The following is a 16270-nucleotide window of genomic DNA, read 5'->3' as shown; positions in this document are numbered from 1 at the left end:
ATGAAAATAGATAAGCTCCGGTGCGTCGCACCGGGGCTTTCTTTTTTGAACTGTTATACTACCTCATTCAAAACCTTGATCTTGCTGGATGAATTCATGCCCTACCGGTGGTCCGAACACGAAAACGTCACCCAACAAACGCTAGAGCTATGGCCCCATCAATCCTTGCCTCCTCGCGGCATGGCAGCCTTCGTTCTCGCGACCTTCACCTTAATTACCATCCCCCTGTTCGGCCTTTTGGGGACAAAGCTATTGTGGGCACTTTTGCCGTTCTTAATGTTGGCGGTCGGGGGGATCTGGTTTGCACTGAACCGGTCGTTTCAAGACCGCTCAACCCTTGAAACGCTCACCATCTCCAAAGAGCAAACAACGTTGCACCGCACAAATCCACGCACCAAAGACCAACATTGGGAAAGCAATACGTACTGGGTTACAGTGGAAGCCTATGAAAAAGACGGCCCAGTACCGCACTACGTTACGCTGAAAGGAAATGGACGCGAAGTTGAAATCGGCGCGTTTTTGAGCGAAGACGAACGCCAAGAGCTATTCGAAGAGCTCACGATTGCATTTTCCTCTGCCCGTGCGGCTACGTAGAGACGTCATTAGAATTAAATGAAAACTGAACTAATCATAACGACGTACAACAACCCTAAGGCGTTGAACCTCGTCTTTTGTGCCTTACAAGATCAATCGCGAATGCCTGATCGAATTGCGATAGCCGACGATGGGTCAGGCCCAGAAACCAAAGCCGTTCTGGAAAAATATCAATCGTATTTGCCCCTACGCCACGTTTGGCATCCAGATACAGGTTTTGGCAAAAACGAAATCCTCAACAAAACGATTGCCAGTTCAGACGCGGACTTGCTGATTTTTATTGATGGGGATTGCTTGGCCAGTGCCGGTTTTATCGAGCGTCATATCGAACTCGCAAAACCCAATGCGTTTAGTACCGGCTCAGTGGTTCGTATGAACGCGCAAACATCACAAAACCTCACAGAAGAAGACATCACTTCAAAGCGCGTGTTCGATGCACAGTGGCTCCGCCAAAATGGAAATATAAAGGGGTTAAGCGATAGCTTGAAAGCAGGCAAAGCTTCTCAATCTGTATCTAGGATACTTGATCGCCTCTCGCCTGTTAAGATTACATGGTCTGGTGGAAATGCCTCGACGTCGCGCTCGCAACTGATTGCGGTGAATGGCTTTGATGAAACCATGCGCTACGGTGGTGAAGACAAGGAGCTTGGTTCACGACTTCTGAACGCGGGAGTCAAAGGGCAGTTTTTGCGCTATTCAGCACCGTTACTGCATATAGATCATCCACGCGGTTATGTTGATCCAGAGATCGTGAAAACCAACCGCGCGAAGATTGAAGAAACCCGCAAAATGCGCCGCAGATGGGCCGATCATGGTCTAGATCGGCACATCAGCGCTTAATTTTAGCAGAGCTTGTCTTTAACCACAGGGCCCACAGAACCGAAATCCATCTGTCCTGTGTATTTTTCTTTGAGAATCCCCATGACCTTGCCCATGTCGCGAATTGATTCTGCACCGCTGGTTTCAATCGCGTCACTTACCGCATTGGCGACTTCTTCTTCGCTGAGCTGACGGGGTAAGAACTCTTCGATCACGCCAATCTCTTCACGCTCACGCTCAGCAAGGTCAAGACGCCCGCCCTCTTCATAAGCGCGTGCGCTTTCCATGCGTTGTTTCGACATTTTGCCAAGGATCGCAAGCACTTCAGCGTCGCTCGCGCCCTCGTCTCCACCGCCTGCACGTGCCGCAATATCGCGATCTTTGATAGCTGCATTCACAAGTCGCAACGTAGAGAGCCGAATGGCTGCTTTATCACGCATGGCCTGCTTTAGTGCCGCATTGATTTTTTCTCGCATATCGCGCTCCAAACCCATCCCCTGGCTCAATCGAGCCTTGGACACTAACCAAAGCATACCTTCAGTGCAATAGAATGTTTTTTAACTAAGTGACTGTTTTTTAACCATTTTGTTTTTCCTCTTTCCCTTGACCTTACGCACCCCTGCTCATAGTTTCGCGAAGATTTATCTGCTGCCGTCCATTCGGAATTCGCGCACATTCAGACTTCGGGGAATTGCCACATGCCCACGCCTGCTCTCACATCAAAAACGCCAACAGCTTGTATCGCTCTTGCCGACGGGACCATTTTTTATGGTCGCGGCTTCGGGGCAAAGGGTACCACCGTGGCTGAACTTTGTTTCAATACTGCGATGACGGGTTACCAAGAGATTATGACAGACCCGTCTTATGCAGGTCAGATCGTGACATTCACATTTCCGCATATCGGAAACACTGGCACCAATCCTGAGGATGATGAGACGGGCGACCCAGTCGCTGCCGGAATGGTTGTCAAATGGGACCCTACGGAAGCGTCAAGCTGGCGTAACACTCAAGAGCTGGGTCCTTGGCTGGCCGCGCGCGGCCGGATCGCGATTGGCGGTATCGACACCCGTCGCTTGACCCGTGCGATCCGCCAGCAAGGCGCGCCACATGCCGCACTCTGCCATGACCCTGACGGCACCTTTGATACAGATGATTTGATTGCAAAGGCGCGCGCGTTTGCGGGCCTTGAAGGGCTGGATTTGGCCAAAGACGTCACATGCAGTCAAAGCTATCACTGGAATGAAATGCGTTGGGCGTGGCCAGTTGGGTATGAAACGCAAACTGCGCCCAAGCATAAGGTTGTTGCTGTCGATTTCGGTGCAAAACGCAATATTCTTCGCTGCCTTGCCTCAGCGGGCTGTGACGTTGTGGTCCTTCCCGCAACCGCCACCGCTGAAGAGGTTCTTGCCCATGAACCTGACGGTGTTTTCCTTTCCAATGGTCCGGGCGATCCTGCTGCAACCGGCAAATATGCCGTTCCGATGATCCAAAGCATTCTAGACCAAGCTGACCTTCCTGTCTTTGGGATTTGCCTTGGTCACCAGATGCTTGCGCTCGCGGTGGGTGCTAAAACGATAAAAATGAGCCACGGCCATCATGGGGCGAACCACCCTGTCAAAGACCATGACACTGGCAAGGTTGAAATCACCTCCATGAACCATGGTTTTGCTGTAGATAGCCAAACGTTGCCCGATGGCGTGATTGAAAGCCATGTCTCGCTTTTTGACGGATCAAACTGTGGGATCCGCTTGGATGGGCGCCCAGTTTATTCTGTGCAGCATCACCCAGAGGCGAGTCCGGGTCCACAAGACAGCTATTATCTGTTTGAGCGTTTCGCGCGGTATATGGACGAACGCAAAGCAAGCTAATTGTTAACAAATCCCTGATCTTAACGACATATTAACTAGGATCAGGCGATAACCCCCGAAGTTGCTTTTCGGGAGTTCACAATGAGCACTGCACGTCTTCACTTGCTCGCTTCTGAGACAGCTCAGGTCAGACATCAGGCAAATAGGCCCTTGGGCAAAATGCTGGTGGATCGTGGCTTGATCAAAACCTCTGATGTTCTGACAACTCTTGGCCACCAAAATGTTAATGACGCACAACTGGGTCATTTACTCATGGCGCAAGACCTCATTTGTGAGCGCGATCTGTTTGAAACGCTCGCCGCTCAGCAAAATCTGCCTTTTTTAGAAACACGCACGTCTATTGCCGATCAAAGCTTGCAAGACGGACTTGCGCCACATCAATGCCTCCAACTTCAATGCGTGCCATGGCACCGCGACGCATATGGAACGACGCTGGCAAGTAGTACGCCTGAGCGTTTTGACGAAGCGATCAAACTTATGCCCGCGCATTTGCATCCGATTCATAGAGCCATCGCCAGGCCAAGTGATATTAACGAATTGATCCAAAGCAAGGGTGAAGCCTTATTAGTTGCGCGCGCAGAGACCTTGGTGCCCGAAGCGTTGAGTTGCCGCCAGCTTCCTGCGCAACTAAAAACGTTACTCGTTGCCCTATGCCTCTTCGCCATCATTGCTTTTTCTTTACGATGGGTAAGTCTTGCAGGCTTATATCGTGCAGTTTTTGGCTTTGCGGTCGCGATGGTATTCACAGGTATGTTGACCAAAACAGCTGCAGTCTTGGTCCAGGTTTTTTCAGTAAAACCTGAACGACAAAAGCGCCCTCCACTTCCCCAAAAATTACCCAAACTGACCATTCTGATACCTTTGCATGATGAAAGCGAAATTTTGGACACTTTGCTACAACGCATCGGGCTTCTCAATTATCCTAGAGCTTTGTTGGACGTGATCCTTGTGATCGAAGCCAGCGATCAAGCGACGCGAGCACATTTGAATGATGCGATCCTTCCAAACTGGATGCGCACGCTGATCGTACCACCGGGTAACATTACCACAAAGCCGCGCGCCATGAATTATGCGCTGCCGTTTTGCAAAGGCGACATCGTCGGCATCTATGATGCAGAAGATGCGCCGCACCCCGAACAGCTCAATGAGGTTGTCGCGCGTTTCGCCGCGGAGCCTAACAAGACCGCTTGTTTGCAAGGGGTCCTCGATTTTTATAATGCGCGATCCAACGCGCTTGCGCGCTTTTTTGCAATTGAATACGCCACTTGGTTTCGTCTGATCCTACCCGGTATTTCAAAGCTCGGCTTTGCGATTCCGCTTGGCGGAACCAGCGTATTCTTTCGCCGTGACATTCTTGAAAAACTAAATGGCTGGGATGCCCACAATGTGACCGAAGATGCTGACCTTGGCATTCGCTTGGCTCGCGCCGGATACTGTACGAAATTGATTTCCTCTGTAACGCTGGAAGAAGCCAACAATAAAACATGGCCCTGGATCAAACAGCGCTCTCGTTGGTTAAAAGGGTATTTGATCACCTATTTTACGCATATGCGCCGTCCTTTCAGGCTTTTAGTTGAGCTCGGACCATGGAAATTTTTTGGTTTTCAGGCGTTTTTCCTGTCTTCGATTAGCCAATATATGCTCGCACCGCTGATTTGGTCCCACATGATACTTTACTTCACCGCCCGCGACTGGCTCGACGCAGCCATACCCGCGCAACTGCTTAGCGTGATTATCATCGCTTTTATTTTCATGTGGCTTACTAGCCTATTAACCTACATGATTGCAGTCACACGTGATCAACACAGGCATTTGATGCCGTGGACGTTGCTCATGACGCTTTATATGGGGCTCGGCACACTTGCGATCTACAAAGGCACGTGGGAGCTTGTAACCCGACCGTTTTATTGGGAAAAAACTTCCCACGGGCACAGTGAAAACGCTCCTGCTCACACGCCTTCAGATGCAAGGGAATCAAGCTTGAGTCGCGTTACAAAGGCGACTGAAATATGATCACGCAAAGCGCGTTGGGCCGCGTCCTGGTTGCCCGCGGCAATCGCTTCGACGATTGCGTTGTGCTCTTCCATCGCCACTTCACCGCGCCCTTCAGCCGCCAAAGATGTCGTCGCCATCAACGCCATTGAGCGGTGCACAAGATCAAGCTGGCGCACGAGGAATCGGTTGTGAGACGCAAGATGGATTTGTTTGTGAAATCGCCGGTTCGCGCGCGATAGAGCTGATGGATCATCGGTGAGTTTGCGATCATCTTGCACCATTTCGCGCAACACCAGCACCTCTTCCGCGCTTGCATGTTGTGCCGCCAAACGTGCAGCAAGCCCTTCAAGTTCAGAACGCACCGTATAAAGTTCAGCCATTTCATTATGGCTCAAGGACGCTACGATTAAGCTACGGCCATCGCGCGTCAGCAAGTTTTGCGTCTCAAGTCGTTGCAAGGCTTCGCGAATAGGCGTGCGCGACACACCAAAACGATCCGCGAGATCACTTTCTACCAAACGATCACCGGGCTTGAACACACCGACATCAATCGCCTCGAGGATCAACGCATAAGCGTCCGTCTGCCCTGCCCGTATCTGGCTCATCTTTACTTCCTTGCTCCCGTTTCCACAAAGCCTATGCGCAGCAGCATTTTTGATCAACCTGTTGTGACACTTGACTATTCCCGTTAGCGTCGCGCGCATGATGAAAGCGCATTTCTCTCACGTGGACACTTGGGTGTTCGACCTCGATCATACGCTGTATCCGCCTCATATGACGCTTTTCGATCAAATCGAAGTGCGCATGACGGCTTATGTGATGAACGCATTGGGCGTTGATCGCGACCGCGCGGACTACCTGCGCGGGCATTACTGGCGCATCCATGGCACGACCCTCGCAGGCTTGATGCGTGAACATGATGTTGATCCTGCACCCTACCTCACAGATGTGCATGACATTGATTTCACCGTGCTTTCGCCAGATCCCGGCCTACGGCACGCGATTACAGCCTTGCCGGGACGGAAAATCGTTTACACAAACGGATGCGAACCCTACGCGCGCAATGTTCTGGAAGCGCGTGGTCTTTCTGGGGTGTTTGACGCTGTTTATGGCGTGGAGCATGCGGATTTTCATCCAAAGCCAGACGCTGCGGCCTTTGACAAAGTCTTCGCTCTGGATGGGGTGACCCCAAAAACAGCAGCGATGTTTGAAGATGATCCGCGCAATTTGTCCGTGCCCCACGCTCTTGGCATGCGCACAGTGCATGTCGCGCCCCACCCATTGCCGCAGCCCCATATCGAGCACCACACAGATGATCTTACCACCTTTTTGCAACGCATTCGCGCATGACTTGCGGCGTTTTGCCCGTGGCACATTTACTTTGATCCCCTATCTGTATTTGTAACAAAAGAGGATGAATATGGATCACGACATACTCGTTTCTGGTGGCGGTATCGCTGGGTTGACCGCGACAGCGGCCTTTGCGCACGCGGGATTTGATGTGCTTTGCGTCGACCCTGCAAAACCTATTACAGCGCGCAACGCCCAAGGCGCAGATTTGCGCAGCACAGCTTTCTTACAGCCCGCACGCTCGTTGCTCGAAGAAGTCGGGCTTTGGGCGCGGCTTGCACCTCATGCACAGCCTTTGCAAATTATGCGAATTATCGATGCGGGCGGGCCCGAGTCCGAGGCGCGTATGTCAAAGGAATTCGATGCATCGGATATTTCTGATCAGCCCTTTGGGTGGAACCTTCCAAACTGGATGCTGCGCCGCGAAATGTCTGCCCACCTAGAAACTTTGCCGAACGTGACTTACAAAACAGGCGTTGGCGCACAGAGTTTGTTCACACGTACGGCCGAAGCGCGCGTCGGGCTAAGCGATGGCACGCGTGTTTCCACACGGCTCGTTATTGCAGCGGATGGTCGCGGCTCAGCGATGCGCGACGCTGCGGGGATCGATGTGAGCACGACGCGGTTTGGCCAAAAGGCACTCGCCTTTGCTGTGACCCATGACATCGCGCATGAAAACGTTTCGACAGAAATTCATCGCACAGGGGGGCCCTTCACACTGGTGCCTTTACCCGATTTTGATGGCCGGCCAAGTTCCGCGATTGTGTGGATGGAAGAAGGGCCAAAAGCGCAAGCACTGCATCAGATGGAAGTGGCCCAGTTTGAAGAAGCGATGAACCTGCGCTCTTGCGGTGTTCTGGGCCATTTGAAACTCGCGTCTGAGCGTACGATTTGGCCGATTATCAGCCAACATGCATCGCGCTTGAATGGGGAACGTGTCGCACTCATCGCAGAAGCCGCTCATGTGCTGCCCCCTATCGGTGCTCAAGGGTTGAATATGTCGCTCAGCGATATTCGTGTCTTACGTGATCTGGCGCGCGCGCGCCCTGACGGATTGGGCGATACGGCTATGTTGGATGCTTACCACGATGTACGTTTCAAAGATGTGCGTTTGCGTGAAGCGGGTATCAAAATGTTAAACCGAACATCAATGTTGAATGCGCCCATGTTGCGCGATGCGCGTGCCGCTGGCTTGAATGCGCTCTACTCCTTTGCGCCGCTTCGTAAATCCATCATGCAGATGGGTCTGGGTGCGAAAGGATAAGTCGGGCGCGTGAAACCACGCACCCGACCAATCAGCTTAAATAACTTGGTCTAGAACTTTTGTGAGACGTGTCATTGTACCGTCCACATCATAAAGCTTGTCGAGACCGAACAGTCCCAAACGGAACGTGCGGAAGTCTTCCGGCTCATCACATTGCAGCGGAACACCCGCAGCGATCTGCATACCAAGCGCAGAAAACTTGCTGCCGTTTTGGATTGCCGGATCATCCGTGTAGCTGACCACAACACCCGGAGCGCCATAGCCATCTGCTGCAACAGACGTAATGCCTTTGCTCTTCAAATAGGCACGCACTTCATTGCCAAGCTGCCATTGCGCCGCTTGCAACTTATCAAACCCGTATTCTTTCGTCTCGATCATTGTATCGCGAAACGCGCGCAATGCATCAGTCGGCATGGTCGCGTGATACGCATGACCGCCGTTCTCATAGGCCTGCATGATCTGATACCATTTCTTCAAATCAATCGCGAAGCTATCCGACGTTGTCTCATCCAAACGCGCAATTGCGCGCTCTGACATCATAACAAGCCCTGCCGAAGGTGACGCTGACCAACCCTTTTGCGGCGCGGAGATCAAGACATCAACGCCCGTCGATTTCATGTCGATCCATGCACAGCCCGACGCAATGCAATCGAGCACCATCAAAGCGCCAACTTCATGAGCGGCACTCGCCAATGCAGTCACGTAATCATCTGGTAAAATCACACCCGCAGATGTTTCGACGTGCGGTGCAAATACGATCTGAGGTTTCTCAGAACGGATTGTTGCGACGACCTCATCAATCGGCGCAGGCGCAAAGGGTGCGCGCGTGTCATTGCCGGTTTGGCGTGCCTTCAAGACGGTGCAAGACTCTGTGAAACTACCAGTTTCAAAAATTTGCGACCAGCGGTAGGAAAACCAACCATTGCGCACAACCAGCGCATTTGTCCCGCGCGCAAATTGGCGCGCGACCGCTTCCATACCGTAGGAACCGCCACCCGGGATCAGCGCAACTCCATCCGCGCCATACACCTCCTTCAGCATGCTTGAGATGTCGTTCATCACGCCTTGAAACGCACCGCTCATAGAATTGAGCGAGCGGTCGGTGAACACGACGGAAAATTCTTCTAGGCCATTGGGGTCGATGGTGTCGAGCAATGCGGGCATATCTATCTCCTGAGTTGTTGAGATACTGCTAACGTCATTGGCGCGACTTGGCAAAGTCTACATTCGCATACTGGCTTAGCCAAGCGGGCCAGGTCTGCGCTCTTCGCTCAAGAGCACGTTGGCCTCCACATCGCCCGCACCGGGGAGCGTCATGACACGGCGGCGCAAAACCCGTTCAAAATCAGGGATATCACGCGCGACAACGCGCAAACGATAGTCATACATGCCCAACACATGTTCAATCGTTTGTACCTCGGGAATGGCGCTGACCGCGCGCTCAAAATCCTCAAGGCTGACGCGACCTTTCGTCGCCAGCTTCACACCCAGAAAAACAGTCACACCAAACCCGAGCTTTTCAGCATCCAGGACCAAACGTCGCCCGCGAAAAACGCCAGCGTCCTGCAAGCGTTTCACCCGGCGCCACATCGCGGGTTGAGACATTTCGAAACGACGCCCCAAGGCCCCAGCCCCAAGGGTGGCATCATCTGCCATCGCACGCATTATCTTGCGATCAACATCATCCAACTCAATCACAGCGGCAAACCTTCGCTTTGCTTGATACGAGCGACATGCATCAAAGCTTCGATGTCTGCGATATGCGGCAAACTCAGAATTTGTTCGCGGTAAATCTGTTGGTAATGCCCCATATCACGCGCGATCACGGACAGACGCACATCAACACGACCAAGGAAAGTTTGGATTTCGATAACATGACGCACTGCGCGGGCCGCTTCGATAAAATCATCAAATGCGCGGCTTTGCGTTTTATCGAGAGTAATCCGCAGACTAACCTCGACCGCAAAACCAAGCGCTTGCCAATCAATCACGGCTTGCTGGCCGTTTAGAACACCGTTTGCCTGCATTTTTTCTATCCGGCGATAGCAAGTCGCGCTTGTCAGATCACAGCGCGCAGCGAGCTCTGCGTTTGACAGCTCAGGCGCGGCCTGCATTTGCCGCAATATGCGCCGATCCACATCATCAAGCATGAAATTTTACACATTTCCAAAATTCGAGAATGATTACTTATAAAAATTTCAAATAAGTGCAAAAATCGGAAAGTTCAACATCGCTTTCCTTGTAGTGTCTGCCCAAGATTTGATTCCAACCAAAAAGGACTAAACCCATGCGCGTTTATTATGATCGTGACTGCGACGTTAACCTCATCAAAGAAGCAAAAGTAGCGATTCTTGGCTATGGCTCACAGGGTCACGCACATGCGTTGAACCTGCGCGATTCTGGCGCAAAGAACGTTGTTGTGGCTCTGCGCGACGGCTCGCCATCAAAGGCGAAAGCGGAGGGCGAAGGCCTGAAAGTTATGGAAATTTCCGAGGCAGCAGCATGGGCAGACGTGATCATGTTCACAATGCCCGACGAGCTTCAGGCAGAGACATACAAGAAATACGTCCACGATAACATCCGTGAAGGTGCCGCAATCGCATTCGCGCACGGCCTCAACGTACACTTCGGCCTGATCGAGCCGAAAGAAGGCGTTGACGTGATCATGATGGCACCTAAAGGCCCAGGCCACACAGTGCGCGGCGAATACACCAAAGGCGGCGGCGTTCCATGCCTGGTTGCGGTGAACAACAACGCATCCGGCAAGGCGCTTGAAATCGGCCTGTCCTATTGCTCCGCAATTGGTGGCGGCCGCTCCGGCATCATCGAAACGGACTTCCGTGAAGAGTGCGAAACAGACCTCTTTGGTGAGCAGGCCGTTCTGTGCGGCGGTATCGTTGAGCTGATCCGCATGGGTTTCGAGACGCTTGTAGAGGCGGGTTATGAGCCTGAAATGGCGTATTTTGAGTGCTTGCACGAAACAAAGCTGATCGTGGACCTGATCTATGAGGGCGGCATCGCGAACATGGATTACTCCATCTCCAACACAGCTGAGTACGGTCAGTACGTTTCTGGCCCACGCATCTTGCCATACGACGAGACAAAGGCCCGCATGAAAGCGGTTCTGAGTGACATCCAATCTGGCAAATTCGTGCGTGATTTCATGCTTGAGAATGCAGTTGGTCAGCCAACAATCAAATCCTCGCGCCGTGCAAACGATGAGCACCAGATCGAAGTTGTAGGCGGCAAACTGCGCGACATGATGCCTTGGATCTCCGCAGGCAAGATGGTCGACAAAGCGAAGAACTAAGCGCTTCAAATCGATACAATGTAGCGATTGACCCCGGCTTCGGCTGGGGTCATTTCTTTTGCGTATGAGCAACGCCCCCACGCCCGACAATCCCGGTCTTTTAAACTGGTTCCTGATTTTCTTTCTTGGAATAATTTGGGGCTCTGCTTTTATGGCGATGAGCCTATCACTTGACGGGTTTGGCCCTCAAACGGTCGCAGGTGCCCGCCTCGCGCTTGGCGCGCTTATTCTAAACGCGCTTGGCATTTTCATGGGTCAGCCCATAACAGCTATCCACAAATCACGCGGCTGGCCATTTGTCATTGCGATTGGTGCTATAGCTTTCGCGATGCCAATGTTAATGCTCACATGGGGTCAGCAGCATGTGCCCAGTGCGTTTGCTGGTGTTGCGATGACAACAGTACCACTGATTGTACTCCCTTTGGTTTACATTTTTTCACCCGAAGAAGGCATCGGTCCGCGCCGCGTGATCGGAATGATTATAGGCTTTATCGGAATATCTCTGCTCGTTGGGCCAGGTGCGTTTGAAAGCACGGACAGCGATTTGGTGTTTTGGGGCAGACTGGCCTGCATCGGCAGCGCCTGTGGCTACGCAATCGGGTCAATCCTGACACGTCGCGCGCCCAAAATGCCCCCGATCGCGCTGGCCTCTGGCACATTGACCGTGGCTGCGATCTTGGTTGTTCCGTTGGCTTTGATAACAGAGGGATTGCCCGAAGGGTTTCCGATGGTTGCCAGTCTTGCAGTTCTTTATGCAGCGCTGTTTCCCACGGCTATTGGTGCTTTGATCCGCGTTCGCGTGATCACGACCGCAGGATCACTTTTCATGAATATCACCAGCTATATGGTGCCCGTGTGGTCCGTCATTTTCGGGGTCATTCTACTCAAAGAAGACTTGCCAGCACAGCTCTACACTGCGCTGGCGCTTATTCTTGTCGGTATCTTCATCACCCAAAGCCGTGCCATATTGGCCGCGGTGCGCAAGACTTAAGCAGCTGTCGCGCGCGCCACTTCATCGACGATGCGGTCCACCACATCTGTCAACAGATCAGGATCCTCGCACTCCGCCATCACACGGATCAACGGTTCTGTCCCTGATTTGCGGATTAGCAATCGGCCTTTGCCAATCAACTCTTGCTCTGCGCCACCGATGACAGACAACACTTTGCCATCTTCTAGCGGCACTTGCCCATTCGCATAGCGCACGTTCTTAAGCATTTGCGGAACCGGCTCAAAAACAGCCGTCAATTCAGACGCCTTGCGACCTGTCCGCGCCAATTCGCCCAAGAATTGAAGCCCGGCCATAAGGCCATCACCCGTGGTCGCGTAATCTGTCATGACAATGTGACCGGATTGTTCACCACCGAGATTATACCCGTTTTTGCGCATTTCTTCAACGACATAGCGATCACCGACGCCAGACCGCACAAGGTGAAGACCTTTGCTTTCCAGATGACGCTCAAGCCCGAGATTAGACATGACGGTCGCGACCAAAGTGCCTTTGTTCAAGCGCCCCTCTTCCGCCCAACGACCAGCGATAAGCCCCATGAACTGATCACCATCAGCGACTTTTCCAGTTTCATCCAAGATCAAGCAACGATCGGCATCGCCATCAAGACAAATGCCAACATCCGCACCATGAGCAATCACAGCTTCAGACGCGGTCATTGGTTTAGTCGAGCCACAGTTATCGTTGATATTGTACCCGTTCGGCGACACGCCAACCGGAATAACCTCTGCACCTAACTCCCACAGCACCTCTGGCGCGGCGCGATATGCGGCCCCGTTGGCACAATCGATAACCACTTTCATACCATCCAGTGAAAGCTCATTCGGGAACGCGGCCTTGACGCGCTCATTGTAGCGCGAGCGACCATCATAAATATGACGCGTGCGGCCAATCTTCATCGGCTCAACAAGATCGACACCTGACTCTACAAGCGCTTCAATCTCCATCTCCGCCTCATCCGAGAGCTTAAAGCCATCAGGGCCAAAGAATTTGATACCGTTATCTTCGTGTGGGTTATGGCTGGCTGAGATCATAATCCCCACATCCGCGCGCATGGAAGGGGTCAACATACCAACCGCAGGTGTCGGAATTGGGCCCATCAAAAACACGGTCATGCCCGTCGATGTTAAACCCGCAGTCAGCGCACTTTCTAACATATAACCAGAGCGACGCGTGTCCTTGCCAATCACCACGCGGTGTACATTCGCTTGATTACGGCGGAAATAAATGCCCGCCGCGGCACCAATGCGCAGCGCCATTTCTGCAGTCATCGGATAAGAATTGGCTGTGCCGCGCACGCCGTCGGTTCCAAATAATTTTCGTGTCATATATCAACTCCTATTGTCGCCGCCTGAAATAAGGAAAGCGCCTGTCTAGTCTGCGAAACATCGTGAACTCGTAAAACCTGAACGCCCTGAACCACGGCAGCTAATGCAATTGCAATGGATCCCGGGGCGCGCTCCTCAGCACTAGGTGCCTTGCCTATATCACGAATGAACCCTTTTCGCGAAGCCCCTAATAGAATCGGACATGCTAGCCCATGAAACAATGAGAGGCCTTTGATCAGAGCAAGGTTATGCGCCTGCGTTTTGCCAAAACCAAGGCCAGGATCGACAATAATCTGATCGCGCCGGATACCGTAGCTCACGGCGAGCTCAACCTGCTCAGACAAGAAATCATAAACATCGAGCAAAACATCATCGTATTCGGGCGCATCTTGCATGGTCTCGGGAAGGCCTTGGGCATGCATAATGCACACAGGTGCGGAGAGTGTCGCACAGAGCGGCGCAAGGTCAGAGTCGAACTTAAACCCGGAAACATCATTCACAATATTCGCGCCAGCGTCCAAAGCGGCGTGGGCGACACGCGCTTTGCGCGTATCGATAGAAATGGGAGTGTTTGTTGAAGTGCGGATTGCTTCAATAACCGGCACCGTACGTGCGATTTCTGCTTCAAACGGGACCTCAACAGCACCCGGTCTCGTGCTTTCGCCCCCAATATCGAGCAAATGCGCGCCATCTTTGACCATCTGCTGCGCCATGCCGAGGGCTTGCTTTGGTGAATTATGCCGCCCGCCGTCAGAAAAACTGTCCGGCGTGACGTTCAAAATACCCATAATAACAGGCTTGGACATGTTAAGCCCCGCGATGGAGGCGCGCGGCGCGCTAACACGCGCCCGCCAGTCTGATGGCGTATCGCTCACGTGAATAATCTCAGACGCTTGTCCGCGGACCAAATGCTCTACATGCGTGAACCAGCTTTGCGTCCCGGCGAGCGTGACCGCCTCTGTCGGGCGCACGGCAGACAACTGCGCGAGGGGTCTGAAATAGTCAGTCATTTTATTGGCTTATCACTCGGAGCTTTTCGAAAGCAGCTTATATCGCTTCGCTCTCAAGCGCGACGGCGCGGCAGACGCTTAAGGGCGACGTCGGCAACTCTTCGCCCACAACAACAAGCTCTACGGCCCCAATTTGCGCCGCAAACCAATCTGTTAACGCAACAGGATCAGCAACCAAATGCATTGGGCTTTCGACAGCATCCATCACAAATTTCTGTGGTGCCCAAACACTGATTTGTTTGTTTTTACAGGCCCAGTCCAGCTCTGTTCGGGTTTCGACCACGGCGCAACGCTGCTCTGTGGCCGCGAACATCCATGCGTTTTGCTCCATCGCAAGAAGCGTGACATGCGCGTTTGCAAGCGTCGTTGGTGCGCTCAAATCAGTGCGCGCAGGTGGAACGACAATTACCAAAGGATCCGTCGTTTTCGTTAGCTGATCTATCCAATTAGAAACATTTCGTGAAGACATCGCCGCCTCACTCAGAAAAACGACACGCGCATTCAAAGGTGCATCACTCGCGAACCTTTCGGATGGGACATCAGACATCGCCCGTACGATCTCTACGCCAAGCGCACCGCCCCCGCGATCCAACTTCTCGATACGTATAAAAACGCGTTCCGCTTGTGGCTCTTTCAAAATGCGCTCAGCGACACGTTCTGCCAAGGTTTCAAGCAGGTTCAAACGTTCTGCGGCCAATTCTATGTCAATCGCTTCAGTCACACGATCATAAGACAGGATTAGATCAACATCATCGCCCAAGTCCTTAGCCACATGACGGACCTCAACAACGATGTTGAAACTGATGCGTTGGGTCATATCGCGTTCAGCTTGGAACGCTCCAATCTCCACAGACACAATGTGATCTCGCAGAGAAATTCGATCCAGCACAGGATCTACAGAGGACGCGAGCGAACGTTCGAGCGGATGCTCGAAGGCATGTTTAATCTCATCTGACATGAGGTACTTTCTGCGAAGATCGCGTTCTAGTTACGGCTCACACGCGTTGGTTCGCGGTAAAAGAGATGTACGCCAATTTTCGCAGTCCGCGGGAACACTCGGCTCCATTTCGGACTGACGGCCGTTGTGTGGTAATGCGTTGCCCCTTTGGTCAATTTCTTGGGCAAATCAGACATCGAGAGCTTCGCAATCTTACGCAGACGCGCATAATTGGATTTTTCGGTGATAATCTCAGCACGCCCATCACACGTGTACGTAAACTGACACGCAAACTTACGCCCAGTTCCCTGATTGATGACACCGCATACACTATCAGGATAGCGACCACTCTCGACGCGGTTCATAATCACTTCGGCCACAGCAAATTGACCTTTGATCGTTTCGCCGCGCGCCTCAAAATACAGCGCTTCAGAGAGGCAATCCAGGTGTTTACCCCCCTGCGCTGCAGGCAAGGCGTCAAGAAAACTACGCGTATATTCGATTGAGCCGATGCTTCCTGTGCTTACACGTCGAAACAGTGAATCCACGCGCGCTTTGGACAAGCGCTTCAAAGCGGTCTCATCGCGCTGGATCATGGAAGATAGGTCGCGCACCACCGTCTCCGCCGAAGCAGGCATTGCCAACACAGACATTAGAAAAGCCAAAAAAATGCGTCGCATCGAGCTCACAAGCGTTATTTCAATCAGGACGCTAGATAGCAGGTAATTGGTTAAAATCCACCCTAGGCCAAAACCCTACGGTTTCGGCACAGGACCTGAATTGAAA

Annotated in this window: 17 protein-coding genes; 8 read left to right on the top strand and 9 right to left on the bottom strand. The window is 52.5% G+C overall.

Going from position 1 to position 16270, the window contains the following annotated elements:
• Positions 1-96: 96 nt before the first annotated feature.
• Together ACTG3Z_RS00415 and ACTG3Z_RS00410 are read left to right on the top strand one after the other, a co-directional pair.
• Positions 97-594 carry a DUF2244 domain-containing protein gene (locus tag ACTG3Z_RS00415; RefSeq protein WP_439140691.1) on the top strand — a complete coding sequence of 166 codons (498 nt, stop codon included), beginning with the start codon at positions 97-99 and terminating at the stop codon, positions 592-594.
• A gap of 18 nt (positions 595-612) precedes the next feature.
• Complete coding sequence (locus ACTG3Z_RS00410; protein WP_439140690.1) at positions 613-1434, top strand: glycosyltransferase; 822 nt, start codon at positions 613-615, stop codon at positions 1432-1434.
• A 2-nt stretch (positions 1435-1436) separates the two neighbouring features.
• Here ACTG3Z_RS00410 and ACTG3Z_RS00405 read toward each other — a convergent pair whose 3' ends face one another.
• A complete protein-coding gene (locus ACTG3Z_RS00405) occupies positions 1437-1889 on the bottom strand; it encodes a GatB/YqeY domain-containing protein (RefSeq protein WP_439140689.1) in 453 nt (150 codons plus the stop codon).
• Positions 1890-2111: 222 nt separating this feature from the next.
• Here ACTG3Z_RS00405 and carA point away from each other — a divergent pair, with 222 nt between their 5' ends.
• On the top strand, positions 2112-3281 hold the full coding sequence (carA, locus tag ACTG3Z_RS00400) for a glutamine-hydrolyzing carbamoyl-phosphate synthase small subunit (RefSeq protein WP_439140688.1): 1170 nt from the start codon (positions 2112-2114) through the stop codon (positions 3279-3281).
• An 81-nt stretch (positions 3282-3362) separates the two neighbouring features.
• Complete coding sequence (locus ACTG3Z_RS00395; RefSeq protein ID WP_439140687.1) at positions 3363-5294, top strand: glycosyltransferase; 1932 nt, start codon at positions 3363-3365, stop codon at positions 5292-5294.
• Here ACTG3Z_RS00395 and ACTG3Z_RS00390 read toward each other — a convergent pair.
• A complete protein-coding gene (locus ACTG3Z_RS00390; RefSeq protein WP_439140686.1) occupies positions 5231-5881 on the bottom strand; it encodes a GntR family transcriptional regulator in 651 nt (216 codons plus the stop codon). The genes ACTG3Z_RS00395 and ACTG3Z_RS00390 overlap by 64 nt on opposite strands.
• A gap of 97 nt (positions 5882-5978) precedes the next feature.
• Between ACTG3Z_RS00390 and ACTG3Z_RS00385 the strand changes: the two genes are divergently transcribed.
• Complete coding sequence (locus ACTG3Z_RS00385) at positions 5979-6626, top strand: pyrimidine 5'-nucleotidase (RefSeq protein ID WP_439140685.1); 648 nt, start codon at positions 5979-5981, stop codon at positions 6624-6626.
• A gap of 70 nt (positions 6627-6696) precedes the next feature.
• A complete protein-coding gene (locus ACTG3Z_RS00380) occupies positions 6697-7890 on the top strand; it encodes a UbiH/UbiF family hydroxylase (RefSeq protein WP_439140684.1) in 1194 nt (397 codons plus the stop codon).
• A 36-nt stretch (positions 7891-7926) separates the two neighbouring features.
• Here ACTG3Z_RS00380 and ACTG3Z_RS00375 read toward each other — a convergent pair whose 3' ends face one another.
• The 3 genes from ACTG3Z_RS00375 to ACTG3Z_RS00365 form a co-directional block, all read right to left on the bottom strand.
• Complete coding sequence (locus ACTG3Z_RS00375) at positions 7927-9054, bottom strand: aminotransferase class V-fold PLP-dependent enzyme (protein ID WP_439140683.1); 1128 nt, start codon at positions 9052-9054, stop codon at positions 7927-7929.
• A 75-nt stretch (positions 9055-9129) separates the two neighbouring features.
• A complete protein-coding gene (locus ACTG3Z_RS00370; protein ID WP_439140682.1) occupies positions 9130-9588 on the bottom strand; it encodes an Lrp/AsnC family transcriptional regulator in 459 nt (152 codons plus the stop codon).
• Positions 9585-10040: an Lrp/AsnC family transcriptional regulator gene (locus tag ACTG3Z_RS00365; RefSeq protein ID WP_375265526.1), complete on the bottom strand. Its 456-nt coding sequence runs from the start codon at positions 10038-10040 to the stop codon at positions 9585-9587. Before ACTG3Z_RS00365 ends, ACTG3Z_RS00370 begins: the two co-directional genes overlap by 4 nt.
• A 137-nt stretch (positions 10041-10177) precedes the next feature.
• On the opposite strand from ACTG3Z_RS00365, the gene ilvC reads away from it, so the two are divergent.
• A complete protein-coding gene (gene ilvC / locus ACTG3Z_RS00360; protein WP_439140681.1) occupies positions 10178-11200 on the top strand; it encodes a ketol-acid reductoisomerase in 1023 nt (340 codons plus the stop codon).
• Positions 11201-11264: 64 nt separating this feature from the next.
• On the top strand, positions 11265-12191 hold the full coding sequence (locus ACTG3Z_RS00355) for a DMT family transporter (protein WP_439140680.1): 927 nt from the start codon (positions 11265-11267) through the stop codon (positions 12189-12191).
• On the opposite strand, the gene glmM is transcribed toward ACTG3Z_RS00355, so the two are convergent.
• Genes glmM through ACTG3Z_RS00335 form a run of 4 tightly spaced genes read right to left on the bottom strand, consistent with a single transcriptional unit; the run spans position 12188 to position 16137 of the window.
• Positions 12188-13537 (bottom strand): phosphoglucosamine mutase, encoded by a 1350-nt coding sequence (glmM, locus tag ACTG3Z_RS00350; protein ID WP_439140679.1) that lies wholly within the window; start codon positions 13535-13537, stop codon positions 12188-12190. The two genes, ACTG3Z_RS00355 and glmM, sit on opposite strands and share 4 nt — an antisense overlap.
• Positions 13534-14547: a dihydropteroate synthase gene (gene folP / locus ACTG3Z_RS00345; RefSeq protein WP_439140678.1), complete on the bottom strand. Its 1014-nt coding sequence runs from the start codon at positions 14545-14547 to the stop codon at positions 13534-13536. The genes glmM and folP overlap by 4 nt, the downstream gene beginning before the upstream one ends.
• Before the next feature lie 37 nt (positions 14548-14584).
• The gene (locus tag ACTG3Z_RS00340) at positions 14585-15505 is read right to left on the bottom strand and encodes a dihydroneopterin aldolase (RefSeq protein ID WP_439140677.1); all 921 of its coding nucleotides are present in this window, start codon (positions 15503-15505) and stop codon (positions 14585-14587) included.
• Between the two features lie 26 nt (positions 15506-15531).
• On the bottom strand, positions 15532-16137 hold the full coding sequence (locus ACTG3Z_RS00335) for a cell wall hydrolase (protein ID WP_439140676.1): 606 nt from the start codon (positions 16135-16137) through the stop codon (positions 15532-15534).
• Positions 16138-16270 lie beyond the last annotated feature (133 nt).

The organism is Planktotalea sp. (genome assembly GCF_965659345.1).
GTDB lineage: Bacteria > Pseudomonadota > Alphaproteobacteria > Rhodobacterales > Rhodobacteraceae > Planktotalea.
The sequence above is the reverse complement of the archived record's forward strand: the minus strand, read 5'-3'. Positions and strand labels throughout refer to the sequence as shown.

Excerpts from the sequence above, each read along its gene's own strand:
- ACTG3Z_RS00415 (WP_439140691.1), top strand. The coding sequence starts at position 97 with ATGCCCTACCGGTGGTCCGAACACGAAAACGTCACCCAACAAACGCTA.
- ACTG3Z_RS00410 (WP_439140690.1), top strand. The coding sequence starts at position 613 with ATGAAAACTGAACTAATCATAACGACGTACAACAACCCTAAGGCGTTG.
- ACTG3Z_RS00405 (WP_439140689.1), bottom strand. The coding sequence starts at position 1,889 with ATGCGAGAAAAAATCAATGCGGCACTAAAGCAGGCCATGCGTGATAAA.
- carA (WP_439140688.1), top strand. The coding sequence starts at position 2,112 with ATGCCCACGCCTGCTCTCACATCAAAAACGCCAACAGCTTGTATCGCT.
- ACTG3Z_RS00395 (WP_439140687.1), top strand. The coding sequence starts at position 3,363 with ATGAGCACTGCACGTCTTCACTTGCTCGCTTCTGAGACAGCTCAGGTC.
- ACTG3Z_RS00390 (WP_439140686.1), bottom strand. The coding sequence starts at position 5,881 with ATGAGCCAGATACGGGCAGGGCAGACGGACGCTTATGCGTTGATCCTC.
- ACTG3Z_RS00385 (WP_439140685.1), top strand. The coding sequence starts at position 5,979 with ATGATGAAAGCGCATTTCTCTCACGTGGACACTTGGGTGTTCGACCTC.
- ACTG3Z_RS00380 (WP_439140684.1), top strand. The coding sequence starts at position 6,697 with ATGGATCACGACATACTCGTTTCTGGTGGCGGTATCGCTGGGTTGACC.
- ACTG3Z_RS00375 (WP_439140683.1), bottom strand. The coding sequence starts at position 9,054 with ATGCCCGCATTGCTCGACACCATCGACCCCAATGGCCTAGAAGAATTT.
- ACTG3Z_RS00365 (WP_375265526.1), bottom strand. The coding sequence starts at position 10,040 with ATGCTTGATGATGTGGATCGGCGCATATTGCGGCAAATGCAGGCCGCG.
- ilvC (WP_439140681.1), top strand. The coding sequence starts at position 10,178 with ATGCGCGTTTATTATGATCGTGACTGCGACGTTAACCTCATCAAAGAA.
- ACTG3Z_RS00355 (WP_439140680.1), top strand. The coding sequence starts at position 11,265 with ATGAGCAACGCCCCCACGCCCGACAATCCCGGTCTTTTAAACTGGTTC.
- glmM (WP_439140679.1), bottom strand. The coding sequence starts at position 13,537 with ATGACACGAAAATTATTTGGAACCGACGGCGTGCGCGGCACAGCCAAT.
- folP (WP_439140678.1), bottom strand. The coding sequence starts at position 14,547 with ATGACTGACTATTTCAGACCCCTCGCGCAGTTGTCTGCCGTGCGCCCG.
- ACTG3Z_RS00340 (WP_439140677.1), bottom strand. The coding sequence starts at position 15,505 with ATGTCAGATGAGATTAAACATGCCTTCGAGCATCCGCTCGAACGTTCG.
- ACTG3Z_RS00335 (WP_439140676.1), bottom strand. The coding sequence starts at position 16,137 with ATGTCTGTGTTGGCAATGCCTGCTTCGGCGGAGACGGTGGTGCGCGAC.